General features: G+C 69.6%; 16 protein-coding genes. 3 read left to right on the top strand and 13 right to left on the bottom strand.

Going from position 1 to position 17,977, the window contains the following annotated elements:
* Positions 1–102: 102 nt before the first annotated feature.
* From C8E96_RS09400 to C8E96_RS09385, 4 genes are all read right to left on the bottom strand, one after another.
* Positions 103–1,728 (bottom strand): helix-turn-helix transcriptional regulator, encoded by a 1,626-nt coding sequence (locus C8E96_RS09400; protein WP_091380212.1) that lies wholly within the window; start codon positions 1,726–1,728, stop codon positions 103–105.
* 16 nt (positions 1,729–1,744) lie between these two features.
* Positions 1,745–2,848: a flavin-containing monooxygenase gene (locus tag C8E96_RS09395; RefSeq protein WP_091380215.1), complete on the bottom strand. Its 1,104-nt coding sequence runs from the start codon at positions 2,846–2,848 to the stop codon at positions 1,745–1,747.
* Positions 2,849–2,878: 30 nt separating this feature from the next.
* Complete coding sequence (locus tag C8E96_RS09390; RefSeq protein WP_091380219.1) at positions 2,879–3,202, bottom strand: hypothetical protein; 324 nt, start codon at positions 3,200–3,202, stop codon at positions 2,879–2,881.
* A gap of 73 nt (positions 3,203–3,275) precedes the next feature.
* Positions 3,276–4,199 (bottom strand): alpha/beta fold hydrolase, encoded by a 924-nt coding sequence (locus C8E96_RS09385; protein ID WP_091380222.1) that lies wholly within the window; start codon positions 4,197–4,199, stop codon positions 3,276–3,278.
* A 113-nt stretch (positions 4,200–4,312) separates the two neighbouring features.
* On the opposite strand from C8E96_RS09385, the gene C8E96_RS09380 reads away from it, so the two are divergent.
* Positions 4,313–4,819: a DinB family protein gene (locus tag C8E96_RS09380; RefSeq protein WP_091380224.1), complete on the top strand. Its 507-nt coding sequence runs from the start codon at positions 4,313–4,315 to the stop codon at positions 4,817–4,819.
* A gap of 46 nt (positions 4,820–4,865) precedes the next feature.
* Here the strand turns inward: C8E96_RS09380 and C8E96_RS09375 are convergent, their stop codons facing one another.
* The 8 genes from C8E96_RS09375 to C8E96_RS09340 form a co-directional block, all read right to left on the bottom strand.
* Positions 4,866–5,927: an ABC transporter ATP-binding protein gene (locus C8E96_RS09375; RefSeq protein ID WP_166657933.1), complete on the bottom strand. Its 1,062-nt coding sequence runs from the start codon at positions 5,925–5,927 to the stop codon at positions 4,866–4,868.
* Positions 5,928–5,947: 20 nt separating this feature from the next.
* The gene (locus C8E96_RS09370) at positions 5,948–7,033 is read right to left on the bottom strand and encodes an ABC transporter ATP-binding protein (RefSeq protein ID WP_091380229.1); all 1,086 of its coding nucleotides are present in this window, start codon (positions 7,031–7,033) and stop codon (positions 5,948–5,950) included.
* Positions 7,030–8,043: an ABC transporter permease gene (locus tag C8E96_RS09365; protein ID WP_091380596.1), complete on the bottom strand. Its 1,014-nt coding sequence runs from the start codon at positions 8,041–8,043 to the stop codon at positions 7,030–7,032. Before C8E96_RS09365 ends, C8E96_RS09370 begins: the two co-directional genes overlap by 4 nt.
* A 95-nt stretch (positions 8,044–8,138) precedes the next feature.
* On the bottom strand, positions 8,139–9,899 hold the full coding sequence (locus C8E96_RS09360) for an ABC transporter substrate-binding protein (RefSeq protein ID WP_091380231.1): 1,761 nt from the start codon (positions 9,897–9,899) through the stop codon (positions 8,139–8,141).
* 54 nt (positions 9,900–9,953) lie between these two features.
* Positions 9,954–10,958, bottom strand: coding sequence for an ABC transporter permease (locus C8E96_RS09355; RefSeq protein WP_091380233.1), 1,005 nt, complete (start codon positions 10,956–10,958; stop codon positions 9,954–9,956).
* A gap of 302 nt (positions 10,959–11,260) precedes the next feature.
* On the bottom strand, positions 11,261–11,806 hold the full coding sequence (locus tag C8E96_RS09350; protein WP_228770091.1) for a uridine kinase family protein: 546 nt from the start codon (positions 11,804–11,806) through the stop codon (positions 11,261–11,263).
* Complete coding sequence (gene recR, locus C8E96_RS09345) at positions 11,803–12,399, bottom strand: recombination mediator RecR (RefSeq protein WP_091380237.1); 597 nt, start codon at positions 12,397–12,399, stop codon at positions 11,803–11,805. The genes C8E96_RS09350 and recR overlap by 4 nt, the downstream gene beginning before the upstream one ends.
* 7 nt (positions 12,400–12,406) lie before the next feature.
* Positions 12,407–12,718 carry a YbaB/EbfC family nucleoid-associated protein gene (locus C8E96_RS09340; RefSeq protein ID WP_228770092.1) on the bottom strand — a complete coding sequence of 104 codons (312 nt, stop codon included), beginning with the start codon at positions 12,716–12,718 and terminating at the stop codon, positions 12,407–12,409.
* Positions 12,719–12,835: 117 nt separating this feature from the next.
* Here C8E96_RS09340 and C8E96_RS09335 point away from each other — a divergent pair, with 117 nt between their 5' ends.
* The gene (locus tag C8E96_RS09335; protein WP_228770093.1) at positions 12,836–13,723 is read left to right on the top strand and encodes an N-acetylmuramoyl-L-alanine amidase; all 888 of its coding nucleotides are present in this window, start codon (positions 12,836–12,838) and stop codon (positions 13,721–13,723) included.
* 25 nt (positions 13,724–13,748) lie between these two features.
* Positions 13,749–14,648 (top strand): TolB family protein, encoded by a 900-nt coding sequence (locus C8E96_RS33180; RefSeq protein ID WP_166657932.1) that lies wholly within the window; start codon positions 13,749–13,751, stop codon positions 14,646–14,648.
* Positions 14,649–15,654: 1,006 nt separating this feature from the next.
* On the opposite strand, the gene C8E96_RS09330 is transcribed toward C8E96_RS33180, so the two are convergent.
* Complete coding sequence (locus C8E96_RS09330; RefSeq protein ID WP_133794297.1) at positions 15,655–17,907, bottom strand: DNA polymerase III subunit gamma and tau; 2,253 nt, start codon at positions 17,905–17,907, stop codon at positions 15,655–15,657.
* Positions 17,908–17,977: the final 70 nt, after the last annotated feature.

Genomic DNA, 17,977 nt, shown 5'->3' with positions numbered 1-17,977 from the left:
CCTGGAATGCCCTCAATTACACGCGGGATCGCATGGCGGGCCGGCGGCACGTTACCGAGTCTGATCAGCAGTGGGTGGCCGATTTACCAAACTGAGCCCACTTCAGACGAGCCGGTTCTCGTAGGCGAAGGCCGCGGCCGCGGTGCGGGAGGTGACGTCGAGTTTGGTGAAGATGTTCGACAGGTGCCGAGCCACGGTCTTCTCGCTCAGCACCAGCCGGGCAGCGATCTCCGGATTGCTGCGTCCGGCCGCGACCAGCCGCAGCACCTCGACCTCGCGCGCGGTGAGGCCGCCCGGGGCGGCGGGGGCGACCAGGTGGGCCGCTTCCTGTTCGGCGGGGAGTGCCCCGAGGTCGTGGAAGACCTGGCGGGCGGCGGCGAACTCCGTGGTCGCGGACTGTTCGTCGGCCAGTTCACGCAGGGCGCGGCCGATGAGCACGCGGCACCGGGCCAACTCGTATGGCGAGCTGAGTCGCTGCCATTCCTGCGCCGCGATGCGCGATTCCGGCAGCGCCGCGGCGGGTTCGCCGCGCGCGAGCAGGACACCGCCGCGGGCGTAGCCCGCCATGGCGCGCAGCGCGGGGCAGCCGAACGACCCGGCGATGGCGGCGAGTTCGACGCTGAGTTCGTCGGCCTGGTCGGTGTCGCCCCCGGCCAGCAACACCTCGACGGCGCCCGGAAGCAGCCGTGAGCGGTGCACCGGGCCGCGTTGCTCGCCCAGCAGCCTGCTCACCGCCGCCACCGCGGCCTGGCCACGGCCGCGCGCCGACCAGAGCAGGGCGAGGCCGGGCTGTGGCTCATACCCGTAACCCGCCGCGCGGGCGTAGGCCGCCTCGGCGGCGGCGAAGTCACCGCGGACCCGCAGGACGTCGCCGCATTCGGCCAGCGCCAGACCCGCCGCCCCCGGTGTCTCGGCGGCGGCGTAGCGGTGCGCGGCGAGTTCGAACTCCTCGACCGCCTCGGTGAACGCGCCGCGGACCCGCATGATCTGGCCGCGGTGCACCGCGCACTGGCCGGTGAACTTGACCAGGCCGGGCTGCGCGTCGATCCACGTGGTGAGCACGCTGGTCCACTCCGCGGCGCGGCCGTAGTCGCTGACCTCCTGGCAGGCCTCGATCATCGAGCAGTACACCTGGCCCGCGGACACCGGCGACACCTCGCCGGTCGAGATCCCGATCATCGCCTCGTCGAGCAGCGCCAGGCCCTCGGGGACGCGGCCCGCGTAGAGCAGCAGCCTGCCCTGCGCGTTGAGGCCGTTGGCCAGCAGGTCGGCGTCGCGGTACCGGTGGCCGTAGTCGATGACTTCGAGCGCCAGCCGGTGGGCGGTCTCGTGGTCGCCGGTGAAGAAGCTCCGCAGCATCGCGAGCATCAGCAGGTAGCCGCGCTCCACGACGTCCCCGGGAACGTCGTCGAGCAGGCGCTGGCAGCGGCTTCCCCAGCCGCCCGCGACCGCCGGTTCACCGCTCATGAGCAGGACCATGGAGAGCCAGAACCCGCAGCGGGCGGCCCCGAGCGTGTCGCCCGCGTCCACATGTCCCTGGTAGGCGCGCTGCATCGCCTGGACGCAGTCGTTCGTCCGGCCGACCAGGTAGGCGGCGGTGGCGAGTTGGGCGAAGTCGTCGGCGGTCAGCACGGCGTCGTCCGCTTCGGACAGCGCCTCGTAGGCCGCCATCCACTCGCGGTGCTCGAAAGCCGCGCGGGCTCTCGCCAGGTCGTCGACTACGCCCATCACGCATCTCCCTAGGTCAAAGAGTACGTTTTCCGGCTGGAACGGGCGCGCGGGCGGCGATCCGGCGGGCGAGGTACTCGGCGTCGCGGCCGATGCCGGGCAGGACCATGGAGCTGAACGAGTACTGGAAGGCCAGGCCGCAGAAGTACAGCCCGGGCGCGTCGTCGACGACGCCGCGGAACTCGGTCGGCCAGCCGTTCTCACCGAAGACCGGCAGCTTGATCCAGTCGAACACCTGCTTGAAACCGGTGCACCACACGACGTTCGCCGCGTCGACGACCCGGTCGCCGCCGAGCACGGGAAGGCCGCCGTACACGCCGGTCACCCGGGACAGGACCCGCTCGACGTGGCGTTCCTCAAGGTCCGCGCGCTTCACCCGGAGCATCGGGCCGCCGTGGGCACGGATCTCGTCCATCGCCTTGCGGCCGATCGGGTTGCGACGGTTGAGCACGTGCCGCGCGACGAACAGCATCGCGGGGAACGCCGCGCGGAACTTGCGCGACTCCAGGCGCATGGGGATCTGACCGCAGTCTCGTCCACAGAGGACAGTCTCGTGGGTGGACGCCAGCTCGTAGGCGATGTCGGTGCCCGAGTGCGACGCGCCCACGACGAGGACCTTGCCGGGCTGGAGCTGGCTGGGCCTGCGGTATTCGCTGGAGTGCAACTGCCGGATGTCTGGGTCGAGCTCGCTCGCGAAGGCGGGAACGTAAGGCGTGCGCCCGAAAGTGCCGGTCGCGACGACGACGTTGTCGCACGTGATCGTGTCCGCGCCGATGGCGACGGTGTACCCGCCGCCGGGGCGCGCTTCGAGCAGGTCGATGCGGGTGCTCATGCGCACCGGCAGGTCCCAGTGCAGGGCGTAGCTCTCGAGGTAGTCGGCGACCTCGTCCTTGTGCGGGAACGACCAGCCGTCCTGCGGGAAGGGCAGGCCGGGCAGGCCGTCGTACTTGGCGGGCGTGTAGAGCCGCAGCGTGTCCCACTGCCTGCGCCAGTTGTCGCCGACCCGGTCGTTGCCGTCGACGATGAGGAACGGGCGGCCGAGTTCGCGCAGGTGGTAGCCGGTGGACAGGCCCGCCTGGCCCGCGCCGATGATCAGGGTCTCGATGTGTTGGGTGGTCATGTCGCGCCTCCTGAAGTGGTGGCTTCGACGCTATGGACCGGGCGCGGCCGCCGCGTCGGACAGAACACCCATCTGCCGGCGGCGGGCAGTGGGTAGGTTCGCGTAGCGCAGGAACCAGACCAGCATCAGTGCCGTGCTGACGGTGTAGAAGCCGTGCAGCGCCCAGATCGGGCCGGCGGGCAGGCTGAACACGTACAGCGAGTGGATCAGGTTGCCGAGGTTGGCGAGCAGCATGTGGCCCAGGCTGTAGGAGCCGAGGTCCCGGGTCCGGTGGGCCTTGAGGAGCATCGGCAGCGTGCTCGACGCGAAGATCACCGTCGAGGCGATTCCGGCGAACATCGGCATGCTGGTCATGGACTCACGCTAGGAGCCCAGTGTCCGCGGGCGCATCGGGCAAACCACGCATCCGCTTCGGCCCCGTCGTGGGTCAGTCGGGACGGCCGCCGCGCAGGATGTCCCGCCACCGGGCCGGGTCGTACTCGGCGGGGTCGGTGCCCTCCAGGAACTCGTCGATCAGCTTGACGAACCGCGCCGGATCGTCGTGGTGCGGGAAGTGGCCGGAATCGGGAAACATCTCCAGCCTGCTTCCGGGAAGTGCGGCCTGGGCGACCTCGGCGTGGGCGGCCGGGACGATCCGGTCCCGCGCGCCCCAGATCAGCAGGGTGGGCATGCCGACGGCCAGGTAGCTGCGGTCGAGCATGGTCACCACTTGGCCGCGGTGATCGACCACCGCCCGCAGAGTCCGTAGGAACGCGGCCCGCGCGCGGCGCTCGCGCAGGAGGCGGTAGCGCTGCAGGACGTAGGTCAGGTCGGTGGTGTGGCTGGAGACGGGCAGCCGGGGCAGCACCGCCAGCAGACCGTCGGCGATCGCGTTGACCGGCCGCGACACCGCCAGCGGGATCACCGCCTCCGCCCACGGCCCGGCCGCCAGGCGCAGCAGCGGATGCACCGCCCGACCCGCCCCACCCCCGCTGACCAGCACCAACCGCTCGCAGCGCTCGGGGAACTGGTAGGCGAACTGCATCGCGACACCGGCGCCGAGCGAGTGACCGACAACGGTCACCTTGTCGATGTCGAGGACCGCCAGCAGGTCCCGCATCCCACAGGCGTAGGCCGCGGCGGCGTAGTCGGCCCGCGGCTTGTCGGAGTCACCGTGCCCGAGGAGATCGGGGGCGATGACGGTGTAGCGCTCGGCGAGGTCGGGGAGCACGTCCCGCCAGGTCTCCGAGGAGTCGCTGATGCCGTGGATGAAGAGCAGCACCGGGCCGCTGCCGCCCATCCGGTAGGCCCGCCGGTGACCGTGAATGTCCTTGAACCGCAAGGTGACCGCGAGCGGGTCGGCTCCGGGCATAAGGCGATCACCACCTCCGGTGTGCACCTACCCAGTAGGCCACGGCTCTGTTGTCTGCCGATGACCTGCTTGTTTCAGTCAGATCCGGGGTCGGTTGGTGAAATCATGGCGGAGTGGACAAGCAGCAGAGAACCGAACCCTCATACGTAGCCGACGAACGCGCCTCGTTGACTCAGTTCCTGGACTGGCAGCGGCAGACCCTCGAGATGAAGGTCGCGGGCCTGAACGCGGACCAGCTCAAGGAGAAAGCCGTTCCACCGTCAGCGATCTCGCTGCTCGGGCTGGTCCGACACCTGGCCGAGGTCGAACGGAGCTGGTTCCGCAACGTCATGAACGGGGAGCAGGTTCCGAGTTACTGGGGCCGCGGGGCAGACGGGTACCGCGCCGATTTCGACGTGGACGACGCTGATCCGGACAAGGCGTTCGAGGTCTGGCACGACGCATGCGCCCAGTCGCGGGCCATCGTCGACGCCGCCGAGTCGCTTGACGTCATCGGGCGGCACGGGGATGAGGAGTACTCGCTGCGCTACGTGCTCACGCACATGATCGAGGAATACGCCCGCCACAACGGGCATGCCGACTTTCTCCGCGAGCGCATCGACGGAGCCACCGGCGAATAAAGCGAGAGCGGCCAGGGAATCCCCGGCCGCTCTCGGGTCTGTCTACTCAGGAATGCGACGCACCGGTCGGGTCGATGGTCAGCTTGTCCGTGTTCTCCGGGAAGTGACACGCCGCGCGGTGGCCGGGGGCCAGCTCCGCCAGCGGCGGCTCCTCGACCTTGCAGATCTCCTGCGCCTTCCAGCACCGGGTGCGGAAACGGCAGCCCGACGGCGGGTTGACCGGGCTGGGAACGTCTCCCTGCAGCCGGATCCGCTCACGGTTGCCGCGCCGGGAGGTGTCCGGGATCGGCACCGCCGAGAGCAGCGCCACCGTGTACGGGTGCATCGGCCGCTCGTAGAGCGCGGTGCGGTCCGCGATCTCCATGATCTTGCCGAGGTACATCACCGCCACCCGGTCGGACACGTGCCGAACGACCGACAAGTCGTGCGCGATCATCACGTACGTCAGGTCGAACTCGGTCTGCAGGTCCTCCAGCAGGTTGACGACCTGCGCCTGGATCGACACGTCCAGCGCCGAGACCGGCTCGTCGGCGACGATCAGCTTGGGGCGCAAGGCAAGCGTGCGGGCGATGCCGATGCGCTGGCGCTGGCCGCCGGAGAACTCGTGCGGGTACCGGTTGTAGTGCTCCGGGCTCAAACCCACCAGCGCCAACAAGTCCTGCACCGCGCGCTTGACGCCGTGTTCGGTCTTGACCTTCTGCAGCTTGAACGGCGCCCCGACGATCGTGCCGACCGTGTGCCGCGGGTTCAGCGACGAGTACGGGTCCTGGAAGATCATCTGGATGTCGCGGCGCAGCGGGCGCATCTTGCCGACGGACAGGTGCGAGATGTCCTTGCCGTCGAAGATGACCTTGCCCGCGGTCGGCTCCAGCAGCCTGGTCAGCAGCCTGCCGGTCGTGGTCTTGCCACAGCCGGACTCGCCGACCAGCGAGAGCGTCTCGCCCTTCTTCACGTCGAAAGTCAGTCCGTCGACCGCCTGCACGGCCCCGACCTGGCGCTGCAGCAGACCCTTGCGGATCGGGAAGTGCTTCGTCAGCCCCTCGACGGACAGCAGCGCCTCGTCGGTGCGCTTGGCCTCGACTGGCTGGGTTTCGGTCTGTGCGCTCACGGCGTCCCCGTTTTCGATACTCACAGCTTCGGCCTGATCTCGGTGTCCCAGATGCGGACCCGGTTCTCGGCGGAAAGGTGGCAGGCGATGTGGTGGTCGCCACCGATGTCACGGAACTCGGGCCGCTCGGTCATGCTGAGATCGCCGTTGAGGTTGGCGTAGGCGCAGCGCGGGTTGAACGGGCAGCCGTCCGGCACGTTGATCAAGCTCGGCGGCGTGCCCGGGATCGGCAGCAGCCGCTCGGTGCGGTCGCGGTCGAGCCTGGGCATCGAGCCGAGCAGACCCCACGTGTACGGGTGCTGCGGCGAGTTGAAGATGTCCTCGGCGGTGCTGTACTCCACGGCCCGGCCCGCGTACATCACCATGATGTCGTCGGCCAGCTCGGCGACAACGCCGAGGTCGTGGGTGATGATGATGACCGCGGAGTTGAACTCCTGCTGCAGATCCCGGATCAGGTCGAGGATCTGCGCCTGCACCGTCACGTCGAGCGCGGTCGTCGGCTCGTCGGCGATCAGCAGCTCCGGGTCGCAGGACAGCGCCATCGCGATCATCGCGCGCTGCCGCATGCCGCCCGAGAACTGGTGCGGGTAGTCGTCGACCCGGCCCTTGGGGTTGGGGATGCCGACCTTCTCGAGCATGTCGATCGCGTGCTTGCGGGCCACCGCCTTGGTGACCTTGTTGTGCACCCGGTACGCCTCGATGATCTGGTGGCCCACCGTGTAGAACGGGTGCATCGCCGACAGCGGGTCCTGGAAGATCATCGCCATCCGCTTGCCCCGCAGCGCGCGCACCTTCTCCGCGCCCATGCCGACCAGGTTCTGGCCGTCGAGGAGGATCTCACCGGTGATCTTGGCCGTGCCCGCCTTGTGCAGACCCATGACCGACAAGCTCGTCACGCTCTTGCCGGACCCGGACTCGCCCACGATCCCCAGGGTCTTGCCGCGCGCGACGCTGAACGACAGGTCGTCGACCGACTTGACGACACCGTCGTCGGTGGGGAAATGCACCCGCAGGCCGCGCACCTCGAGGAACGCGTCCGGTTTCGTCGACGGCTCGGGCCGGGTCGCGGCGCCGCCGTCGAGGCTGTCTTCGGAAAACTCGGTCACTTGGTGCGCACCCTCGGGTCGACGACGGCGTAAAGGAGGTCCACGATCAGGCTGGCCACCACGACGAAGAACGCCGCCAGCATCGTGACGCCCATGACCTTGGGGAGGTCGTAGTTGGTGATGCCCTCGATGGCGTACTTGCCCAGGCCCTGCAGCGAGAACGCGCTCTCGGTCAGGACGGCGCCGCCGAGCAGCAGGCCGACGTCGAGGCCGAAGATCGTGAGGATCGGGGTGAGCGCGCCGCGCAGACCGTGTTTGACCACCACGGTGCGTTCGGGCAGGCCCTTCGCCCGCGCGGTCCGGATGAAGTCCTCGTTCATCGTGTCGAGCATGCCCGCACGGGTCTGCCGCGCGTACTGGGCGGAGAACAGGAACGCGAGCGTGATCCACGGCAGGAGCAGGTTGTACGCCCACTCCCCCGGATTCTCCAGGAACGGTGTGTACGCCCCTCCTGGTGCCGCCCAGCCCAGTGAATAGCTGAAGAACGACAGCGAGATCAGCCCGGTGAAGAAGATGGGGAGCGACACGCCGGCCAGCGCGATACCCATGGCCGTGCGGTCGAAGAACGTGCCGCGGCGCAGCGCGGAGAGCGTGCCCACCGCGACACCGCCGATCAGCCACAGCGTCGCCGCGCCCGCGGCCAGCGACATCGTCACCGGGGCGCGGTCGAGCAGTTCGGGCCAGACCGGCTGCTTGGTGCGGAAGGAATAACCGAGGCACGGCGCGGGGCAACGCTCCACACCGGCGCCGTAGTCGAAGTCGGCGCCTGCGACGACGCCCTTGACCCAGTTGCCGTACTGGACGACCACCGGGTCGTAGAAGCCGAGCTTCTCCGCGGTGATCTTGACGGTTTCGGCGGTCGCGGCCCGGCCCACGTAGCGGGTGGCCAGGGTCTCCGGTGTGCCGCCGACAAGCTTGGGCATCACGAAGAAGATCGAGAACGTCACCGCGCTCACGATGAAGAGCAGAACGACCGCTGCGAACAGCCGCCGGAAGATGTATGTGATCACCGTGGCCGGCACCGGTGGCAGGCCCGGGGATCACCCGGGCCTGCCACCTGCTGCCTTCACCTGCCTAACGTGGATTTACCGAGGGGACGTGGTGGTTATTCGAGACCCATGGCGAGGTAGTCGTACATGCCGTAGGCGTCGGAGACGAACACGTTGGTCAGTCCCTTGCCACGCAGGATCAGGCTCTTGCTGTGAACGCCCGGGAGGATGACTGCTTCCTCCATGACGCGCTTGTCGATCGCGCCCCACATCTTCTCGCGCTTGGCCGTGTCGGTCTCGCCGATGGCCTCGTCGAGCATCTTGTCGACCTCGGGGATGCGCACGGAGGTGTTGGACGAACCACCGGTCTCACGGATCACGCGGCTGTCGACGATCTGCGACAGGAAGCCGAAGCCGTCGTTCCAGTCGGCGCCCCAACCGTTGAGCGCCATGCCGAGCTTGTTGGCCACGACGTACGGCGGGTTGCCCGCGAACTGCGAGAAGTAGTCACCCTGCGGGAACGGGCGCAGCGTCAGCTTGATGCCGACCCGGGCCAGTGCCTGCTGCATGGACTCCGCGGCAGCCTTCTCCTTCGGCCGCTCGGAACGGTAGGCGATGTTGGTCTCGAAGCCGTTCGGCTGACCGCAGGCCGTCAGGGCCTCCTTGGCCTTGGCCACATCGCCCTTGTTGTCCGGGCCCGCCGGGTAGAGGTCGAACTTCTCGGCGCCGGGGATCTGCGACGGCATCAGCGTGGTCGCGATCTCGCCACCGGAGAACGTGCCGCCGTAAGCGGTCTGGTAGCCGGTGCGGTCCACGGCGTACAGGACGGCCTTGCGGCATTCCTTGTTGTCCAGCGGAGCGACCGTCGGGTTGATCGAGGTGTACCAGAGACGCGCGATCGTCGGGTTGTCCGCGTTCGCCTTGATCGCCGGGTCACTGAGCACGCGGCTCAGGGACGCGGGCTGCACGCCCGTGCCGGTGATGTCGATGTGGATGTCACCCGAGATGAGCCGGTTGTCGATGTCGTCGGCGTTGACGTTCATCGTGACCTCGTAGCCGTCCGGCAGCGCCTTACGGTTCGGGTCGGTCTCCGGCTTCCACTCCGGGTTGCGAACGAGGTTGAACTGCTTGTCGATCTCGTTCTTGTCGAACTTGTACGGGCCCGTGGAGATCACGTGCTCGCGGTACTTCGCGCCGGTGTCCTTGGCCTCGGGGACCGGAACGGTCTGCGGCAGGTGCGCGAAGTAGTCGAAGCCACCGAAGGCCTGCTTCAGGTGGAAGACGATGGTGCGGTCATCCGGCGTCTCGATCGCCGAATTGGTGTCCACGCCCTTGGACTTGTACGGGCCCTTGTAGCCCTCGGGCAGGTTGAGGTAGCCCTCGAAGTACGCGGGACCGTTGGGGAAGGTCTCCTTGTCGGTCGACCGCAGCACCGCGTGCTTGACATCCTTCGAGGTGACGGTGGTGCCGTCCTCGTACTTGATGCCCTCACGCAGCTTGTAGGTCCAGGTCTTGCCGCCTTCGCTGGGCGTGCCCAGGCTCTCGGCGAGGTCCGGGACCAGCTCGTTGCTCGCGCCGCCGGGGGCGGGCTTGAACATCAGCAGCGAACGGCCGTAGAGCCGCAGGAAGTTCCAGGAGTAGCCGTAGTAGGTCTCACCCGGGTCCAGGGAGTCCCACGTACCCGCGTTGGCGATCTTGACGATTCCCCCCTTCTTTTCGGAAGGGTTGAACGTTTCCGTCAACGCAGCATTGAAGGCGGGGGTTTTGGTGCCACCGCCACCGTTCTTGCCATCGGTGCCGTTGCCACCACAGGCTGAGAGGCCCATGACGACAACCGCGCCCGCGGCCACCGCGGTAACCAAGCGCTTGTTGTTCATCTTGCGGTTGCACCCTTTCTTTCCCGGAGCAATGGGATTACCGGAACCAATCACCTATCGAGCCCGCGGATCGAGGGCGTCACGAAGCCCGTCTCCGAACAGGTTGAAGGCCAGCACGGTCACGAAGATCGCCAGACCGGGCCAGAGCATGAAGTGCGGCATCGTGTAGAAGCGCGATGCCTCCGAAAGCATGCCGCCCCAGGTCGCGGTCGGCGCGTTGATGCCGACCCCGAGGAAGGACAGTGCCGATTCGAAGAGGATGTTGGTCGGGATCAGCAGCGTGGCGTACACGAGGATCGGGGCGACCAGGTTCGGCAGCAGCTCCCGGAACAGGATGTACGGGCCACGTGCGCCCAGGCTCCTGGCCGCGTCGACGAACTCGCGTTCGCGCAGCGACAGGGTCTGGCCGCGGACGATGCGCCCGATGTAGGGCCAGTTGAAGAAGCCGATGATGAAGGTCAGCATGCCGATGCGGACCGTCTCCGAGCCGAGGCCGAAGACCGTGTCCGGCATGACACCGACCAGTGCCATCGCGAAGACCAGCAGCGGGAACGCCAGGAAGACGTCCATCGAGCGGCTGATGATGGTGTCGATCCAGCCGCCGAAGAACCCGGCCATCACGCCCATGACGGTGCCGATCAGGACCGACAGCACGGTGGCGAGGAACGCGATCAGCAGCGAGATCCACGACCCGGCGAAGATGCGCGCCAGCAGGTCGCGGCCGTTGACCGGCTCGATGCCCAGCGGGTGCTCAAGGCTCATCCCGCCGAAGGTGCCCTTGGGCGCGAGCGTCCCGCCCTCGGTGTCGATCAGGTCCTGGTGGAAGTCGTTCGGACCGATGACGTTGAAGACCCGGTCCAAGACCAGCGCCGCGATAGCCGCGAGGATCAACGCGATGATCACGAACGCGCCGGCGATGGCGACCTTGTCGCGCTTGAGGCGCAGCCACGCGATCTGGCTGAGTGAACGGCCCTGGATCGCCTTCTTGCTCATCCCGGCGAGCGTGACTTCCGGCGGTGCCGCAGCGGTCGACTCGGTCACTTCGAGCGGCGGCGTCATCCGACGTACCGCCCGTGCCGAGGCGACTGCGCGACGAGCCGAGGCGTGTACGCCTGCCGGCTAAGTCGCGCGGATCGCTGGTAAGCCATCACGCACTCCTCGTATTCAGCTCAAAACTGTGCACGGGATCTCACCGTGTGGTCGCCGACCATAGCCGCTCATAACTACTTCCCTCAGCTACGTCAGGTCACGATCCGGCCAACTGGTATACGGAGAATCACCGTTACGCGACGGTTCGCCTACGTTCCGTGAGAATTCTTGATCGTTCGTCCGTTCAGCGGACACCCGACTGCGTCATATGGTCAGGAACGGACACGCACGCAAGCGCGCGCCCGTGTGTGGTCGACGGCGAACCACCCGGCCTCGAAAGCCTGCCAGCGCACCAGTTCGGCCCGACTCGACTCGCCGTCGCGGGCCACCGAGCGCTCCAGGCGGGTCGCGAAATCGCCGAACTCGACCCAGATCAACCGGGAGAGCCGGGGGTGCACGGAGCGCCTGCCGGAGGACACACCCTCGACGATGAGCACCTCGGGCACCTCGACGGTGATCCAAGCTCCAGGTGAGGGCACCCCACCAGGCCATTCAGTGCGCTGATAGGCGCCGGGAACGCCGTTCTCCAGCGGGTTCAACACGCCTTCGACGAGCCGGGGCCACCAGGCGACCGGGTCGTCCCAGGTGGCGAAGTGATCAGTCGGGACCACGGTCGTGACCACGCTGCGTGTTCGCAGGTCGTCGGCCAGCCGAGCGGCCACAGTGGACTTGCCCGCGCCCGTCGGACCGTCCACGGCGACCAGCCGGACAGCGCCCAGTCGAGCGGGCGCGGCCAGGATGTCGCCTGCGAGGCTCACACCGTGCGGCGGCCGGACATCGCGCGACCCAGGGTCAGCTCGTCGGCGAACTCCAGGTCGCCGCCCATCGGCAGCCCCGACGCCAACCGGGTGACCGTCAGGCCGGGGAAGTCGCGCAGCATCCGGATCAGATAGGTGGCGGTCGCTTCGCCCTCGGTGTTCGGGTCCATCGCCAGGATCACCTCGGTGATCTCCTCCGACCCGATCCGGGTGAGCAGCTGGCGGATGCGAAGCTGCTCCGGGCCGACACCGGACAACGGGTCGAGCGCGCCGCCGAGCACGTGGTAGCGGCCCTTGAACTCGCGGGTGCGCTCAATGGCGAGGACGTCCTTGGGCTCCTCGACCACACACACTGCCGACGGGTCGCGGCGGGCGTCGGAACAGATGCGGCACGTCGTCTCGGCCGAGACGTTGCCGCAGACGTCGCAGAACACGACGCCTTCCTTCACCTTCTGCAGGACCTCCTGCAGCCGGGTGACGTCGGCGGGTTCGGCGCCGAGCAGGTGGAAGGCGATGCGCTGCGCGCTCTTGGGCCCGACCCCCGGCAGCCTGCCGAGTTCGTCGATCAGGTCCTGGACCGGGCCCTCGTACATCTTCGGCTCACATACCCGGCAGGCCGAGCCCGCCGCCCAGTCCGCCCGCGAGCGGGCCCATCTTGGTCTCGGCCAGCTTCTGCGCCTGGGCGCCCGCGTCGCGCACGGCGGCGACGATCAGGTCGGCCAGCGTCTCGGTGTCGTCCGGGTCGACCACCTTCGGGTCGATCTCCAGGGCCTTCAGCTCGCCCGCGCCGGACACCGTCGCGGTGACCAGGCCGCCGCCCGCGGAGCCCTGGACCTCGGCGTCGGCCAGCTCCTGCTGCGCGTTGAGCAGCTGTTCCTGCATCTTCTGTGCCTGCTGCATGATCGCCTGCATGTCGGGCGCACCGCCACCGGGAAACACCGCGGCCCCTCTCGTCCGGGAACGACCCGACGGTCTACGTCGGTGTCGCTACCAGCTTAGAGGGCACCCACCTGTGGCATCGTGGGCGCGGTGCTGAGAAGACACGCGAACGCGCTGGCCGCCGCCTGCGCCCTCGCCGCGGCCATGTCCGCGTGCGGCGGCCCGCAGGCCAAGCCGGTCGGCCAGACGCTCGCGGACACGACCTCGACCTCCCCGTCCACGACGACGACTGTGTCGACCGCGGTGTCGACCGCTGTGTCGAGCACGTCGGCGACCACCACGCCCCCGAGCGTGCCGACCACGACGACCACCGCGATAGCGCCGCCCGCGACCGGGCGTGTCGTGGTGATCGACCCCGGCCACAACGGCGGCAACGCCACGCACACCGCCGAGATCAACCGGCAGGTTCCCGCCGGGCGCGGGCGGACCAAGCCGTGCAACACCACCGGGACGGCCACCCAGACCGGCTACCCGGAGCACGCGTTCGCCTGGGACCTGGCGGTCCGCCTGCGCGAGATCCTCACCGCGCGCGGGGTCAAGGTCGTCATGACCAGGGCCGACAACGCGGGCGTCGGGCCCTGCGTCGACCGGCGCGCGGCCATCGGCAACGAGTCGGGCGCGGCGGCCGTGGTGTCGCTGCACGCCGACGGCTCGACCGCGGCGGGCGCGCACGGCTTCCACCTCGCGTACTCGTCGCCGCCGCTGAACACCGCGCAGGGTGAGCCGTCGCTGCGGCTGGCCAGGGCGGTGCGCGACAAGCTGGTCGCGGCCGGGTTCCCGACGTCGAACTACGCGGGCAAGGATGGGCTGTCCGCCCGCGACGACCTCGCCGGGCTCAACCTGACCGAGCGGCCGACCGTGCTGGTCGAATGCGGCAACATGCGTGACGCCGCGGAGGCCGCGACGCTGTCGAGCGCCGCGGGCAGGCAGCGTTACGCCGAAGGGATTGCGAACGGGATCCTCGGATTCCTTGGATGACCCGTGTTGTGACAGGGTGGAGATCATGTCGGGGATGCGGGTGCTCGATGTCGACGAGCGCGAACGGTTGCTGATCTCGGTGACCGATGGCGACCAGGCGCGCCTGGTCGAGTTGGATGCCAAAGGCGTGCGCCGAAACCTGGAGACGGTGACCGACCTGCGGGCCGCGAAGTACCTCCCCGGCGACCGCAAAATCGTTGTCGAGCACGGGAAACCGGCCCGGCTGTCGCTGCTGCGGATCGGCGCGGGCATGGTCCCGCTGCTCGGCTCGGCCGACTACGACACCGAGTTGCTCGGGGTGCTCCCCGGCCGCATCGTCTACCGCGCCAACCGGCGGCACCGGCTGCTGTTCACCGTGGTCATCCGCAACGTGCTGGTCGGTGAGGAACAAGCCGTGTACGACCGCGGCGGCGCGGTCCTGGAGGCGGCGGTCAGCCCGAACAGCCGCTACATCGCGATTCGGCTGCCCCGCAAGCTCTTGCTGGTCGACACGATGCCGGTAACCGAGGACGACCATGTCCGGCTGATCTCCCCCGAACCCGCCGACGCGGGCAGGCGCAACCTGCGCTGGCTCCCCGACTCGATGCGCCTGGTCGCCACGGACTACCAGGGCGACGAGGCACGGATCGTGCGCTACAAGGTCGGCGGGGAGGAATGGGAGCCGCTGGTCCCGTCCCTGCCCGCCGGTTCCCAGGCACGGCTCGCACCGGACGGCAGACGCATCGCGGTCGTCGACGGCCTCCGGATCTCGTTCCACCAGACGGAGAACGGCCGCTTCCTCCGTTCCGCCGACCTCCCCACCCCGGTGCGCCCCGACGGCTTGCTCTGGTCCCCCTCCTCCCGCACCGTCGCCGTGACCACCGAATCCGGCGACGCCGCCCTGGTCGCCGCCGACTCCGCCCGAATCCGCCCCATCACCCCCTAACCCACCCCGCGAGTCGCCCCTCCAGGCAAACGAGTCGCCCCTCCCGGCAAGTGAGTTCGCCATTCGCGATGGCACGAATGTCGAACTCAGTCGCTGGAAGGGGCGACTCACTTGCTGGAGGGGGCGACTCGCGGTTGGTTGGGGGGTGCCGATCAGTCGACGATGGCGGTTTCCACTGAAGTGAGGCTGACGACGGCGCCGGGGTAGAGGTTGGCGCGAATGTCGGCGGGGGCGACGCCCGACCGCAGGACGTCAGCCACGTAGGCGAGCACCCCCTGGTCCGGGCCCTTGCCGTGGCCCGCGGTGTCGGCCCTCAGCCGGTCGTGGAGCTGACGCGGGTCCTTGGGCAGGCCTGCCAGGAACTCCGGCGTCGGTACCTGCCATGTCCCGTCACGCGAACCGGGCTGCCTACCCTCGGAGGCCGCCCCGAAGTCACCACAAGGGGCGCGCTCTTCGCGGTCGGGGATCCGCTGCGCGTCGATCGGGTAGCCCGCGGCCAGCGCTTGCGCCCGGCTGCCGACAACCCCAACGGCGGTTGCCCGTGTCTTGGCTGCGCAGCAACCATTCCTGCCGGTAGTCCGCCGGAGTCCACGTCTCCGTAATGCTTTTCGCGAGGTAGGCGAACTGCTCGCGACGGTCTGTCAGCTGCGTGCCGCCCAGGTGCCAGGCGTGGATGCCCAGGTAGCGGTACTGCCCGGGACCGACCGGTGGGTCGGCCGCGCCGACCCACCGTCGGCGGCGGCGTTGAAGGCGGCCGCGGCGGCGCTCGTAGATGGCGGTTTCCGTTGAAGGACACCGTTTTCGCCACCAGCAAGCCAGCTACAACCGCGACCAACGGAACCGTCCATCGCACCCAGCGGCGCTTCCGTGCCGTGGTCATCGTCTCCCCCTGTTCGGGGTCGCGGACGGCGGCCACCCGTGGGCAAAGTCGTTGGACTCTAGCCGTGCGACCACGGCAGACACCAGCACGCGGAGGCGGACCGGTGGCCGATGTGAGGGCGCGCGGTCACGACTTCAGCGGTTTGGCACCCAGTTTCTCGGCGAGCAGCTTGAGCATGGCCTCTTCCGGGTCCTGCCGGGAACCCTCCGCGCCGGGTTCCGGGGCGTGGGCGGCCTGTGCCATCAGCTCTTCTTCGTCTTCCGGCTCCGGCGGGAGTTCCGGCTCCGGCGGCGGAGGCGGCGCGTCCTCGGCGGGCGGGCGGTTGTTGATCACCCGGCTGGGCGGCTCGTACGTGCGCTGCGGTGACTGGGCGACCGGGCGGGCGGGGGCCGCGCTTGTCGGGGTGCTGCCCGGCTCGGCGTGGACGCAGCGAACCTGCCACGTGCCACCGAGAACCGCGTTGAGCGCCTGCGCGATCGCCTCGACGTTGCGCGGCTCACCGAGCCTGCGCGCCAAGGGGGCGGCGGTGTGCGCGATGACGACCGTGCTGCCCTCGACGGACTGGACCGTCGCGTTGGTAAGCATGGCTTCGGTGCTGCGGCTGGCTTTGCGCACCGCGCCGAGCAGTTCGGACCACACCCGGCGGATGGCGGTGGCGTCCAGCGCTCCGGGGGCCGACGGGGTGGGCGCCGGAGCGGGTGCACTGGGGGCGGCGCCGTTCGCGGGGGTGCTCGGCGTGGGCCAGTCGTTCGCCGGGGCGCCTGCGGCGGGCGAGCCGGACGGCCGGGCAGGCGAACCCGCGGCCTCTGGCCGGGCGGCGGGCGGGCCCGCGTCGGCAGGCGATACCGCGGCGGGTCGGCCGGGTGCGCCCGCTGCGGTGCCGGACACGGGCGAGCCGGCGTCGGCAGGCGATACCGCCGGGGTTCGGCCGGGTGCGCCGGCGGCTTGTCCGGGTGCACCAGCTGCATTCGCCGCGGTCGGGGCGGCGGTCCGGCCGGATGCGGTCGCTGCGGCGGTTTGGCCGGGTGCACCAGCAGCGTTCGCCGCGGCGGCGGTCCGACCGGGTGCGGTAGCCGGGCTTGCCCCGGTCGCGGCGGCGGTTCGGGCGGGTTGGGCAGGCTGTTCGGCCTGGCGCTGCGAGGGGCGGGTGATCACCGGGCGGGCCGGCGTGTCGGCCTCGGGCGCGGCGACCGGCGCGCTGCCGCCCGCGGTGACCCGCCTTTCCATCTGCTCCAACCGTTGCAGCACAGCGGAATCCGCGGCCGCGTCGGTCGAGACCGCGCCGGGCAGCAGCATCCGCGCGCACAGCAGTTCCAGCAGCAGGCGCGGGGCGGTGGCGCCGCGCATGTCGACGAGTCCTGTGTGGACGATCTCGGCATAGCGGGTCAGGGTGCCGGGGCCGATGCGCTCGGCCTGGCCGACCATCCGGTCGATCTCGTCGGCGGGCGCGCTGACCAGCCCGCGGGTTCCGGCGTCCGGCACCGCGCGCAGCAGGACCAGGTCGCGCAGGCGGTCGAGCAGGTCGGAGGCGAAGCGCCGGGGGTCGTGGCCCGCTTCGACCAGCCGGTCGACCGTGCCGTAGACAGCGGCGGCGTCGCCCGCGCTGAGGCCGTCGACCATGTCGTCGATCAGGGCGACGTCGGTGACGCCGAGCAGGGCGACCGCGCGCTCGTAGGTGACGCCTTCGGGACCCGCGCCCGCGAGCAGCTGGTCGAGCACCGACTGGGTGTCGCGCGCCGAGCCGCCGCCCGCGCGGATGACCAGCGGGAACACGGCTGGTTCGACGGTCGCGCCCTCGGCGGCGCAGTTGCGTTCGAGCAGTTCGCGCATCGCGCCGGGCGGGATCAGCCGGAACGGGTAGTGGTGCGTGCGGGAGCGGATGGTCGCGAGGACCTTGTCCGGCTCGGTCGTGGCGAAGATGAAGACCAGGTGCTCCGGCGGCTCCTCGACGATCTTGAGGAGCGCGTTGAAGCCCTGGGTGGTGACCATGTGCGCCTCATCGACGATGAAGACGCGGTAGCGCGACTGGGCGGGCGCGTAGAAGGCGCGGTCGCGCAGCTCGCGGGCGTCGTCGACACCGCCGTGGCTGGCCGCGTCGAGCTCGACGACGTCGACCGTGCCCGGCCCGTTCGGCGCGAGGCCGACACACGAGTCGCAGGTGCCGCAGGGCTCATCCGTCGGGCCCTGCTCGCAGTTCAGCGACCGGGCGAGGATGCGCGCGCTGGACGTCTTCCCGCAGCCGCGCGGGCCGGAGAAGAGGTAGGCGTGGTTGACCCGGCCTGCCGACAGCGCGACGCGCAGAGGGTCGGTGACGTGTTCCTGGCCGACGACCTCGGCAAAGGTCGCCGGTCGGTACTTCCGATAAAGGGCAAGCGCCACGGGCCCGACCCTACCTGGCTCGACCGACATCCCCGCGCCCGGGAAGCACCGGCGGCCTTCGGGCGTTGCA

The organism is Actinokineospora alba, assembly GCF_004362515.1.
GTDB lineage: Bacteria > Actinomycetota > Actinomycetes > Mycobacteriales > Pseudonocardiaceae > Actinokineospora > Actinokineospora alba.
Note: the sequence above shows the minus strand (reverse complement) of the source record. Positions and strands in the feature narration are given on the sequence as shown.

Excerpts from the sequence above, each read along its gene's own strand:
- C8E96_RS09400 (WP_091380212.1), bottom strand. The coding sequence starts at position 1,728 with ATGGGCGTAGTCGACGACCTGGCGAGAGCCCGCGCGGCTTTCGAGCAC.
- C8E96_RS09395 (WP_091380215.1), bottom strand. The coding sequence starts at position 2,848 with ATGACCACCCAACACATCGAGACCCTGATCATCGGCGCGGGCCAGGCG.
- C8E96_RS09390 (WP_091380219.1), bottom strand. The coding sequence starts at position 3,202 with ATGACCAGCATGCCGATGTTCGCCGGAATCGCCTCGACGGTGATCTTC.
- C8E96_RS09385 (WP_091380222.1), bottom strand. The coding sequence starts at position 4,199 with ATGCCCGGAGCCGACCCGCTCGCGGTCACCTTGCGGTTCAAGGACATT.
- C8E96_RS09360 (WP_091380231.1), bottom strand. The coding sequence starts at position 9,899 with ATGAACAACAAGCGCTTGGTTACCGCGGTGGCCGCGGGCGCGGTTGTC.
- C8E96_RS09355 (WP_091380233.1), bottom strand. The coding sequence starts at position 10,958 with ATGACGCCGCCGCTCGAAGTGACCGAGTCGACCGCTGCGGCACCGCCG.
- recR (WP_091380237.1), bottom strand. The coding sequence starts at position 12,399 with ATGTACGAGGGCCCGGTCCAGGACCTGATCGACGAACTCGGCAGGCTG.
- C8E96_RS09340 (WP_228770092.1), bottom strand. The coding sequence starts at position 12,718 with ATGCAGGCGATCATGCAGCAGGCACAGAAGATGCAGGAACAGCTGCTC.
- C8E96_RS33180 (WP_166657932.1), top strand. The coding sequence starts at position 13,749 with ATGTCGGGGATGCGGGTGCTCGATGTCGACGAGCGCGAACGGTTGCTG.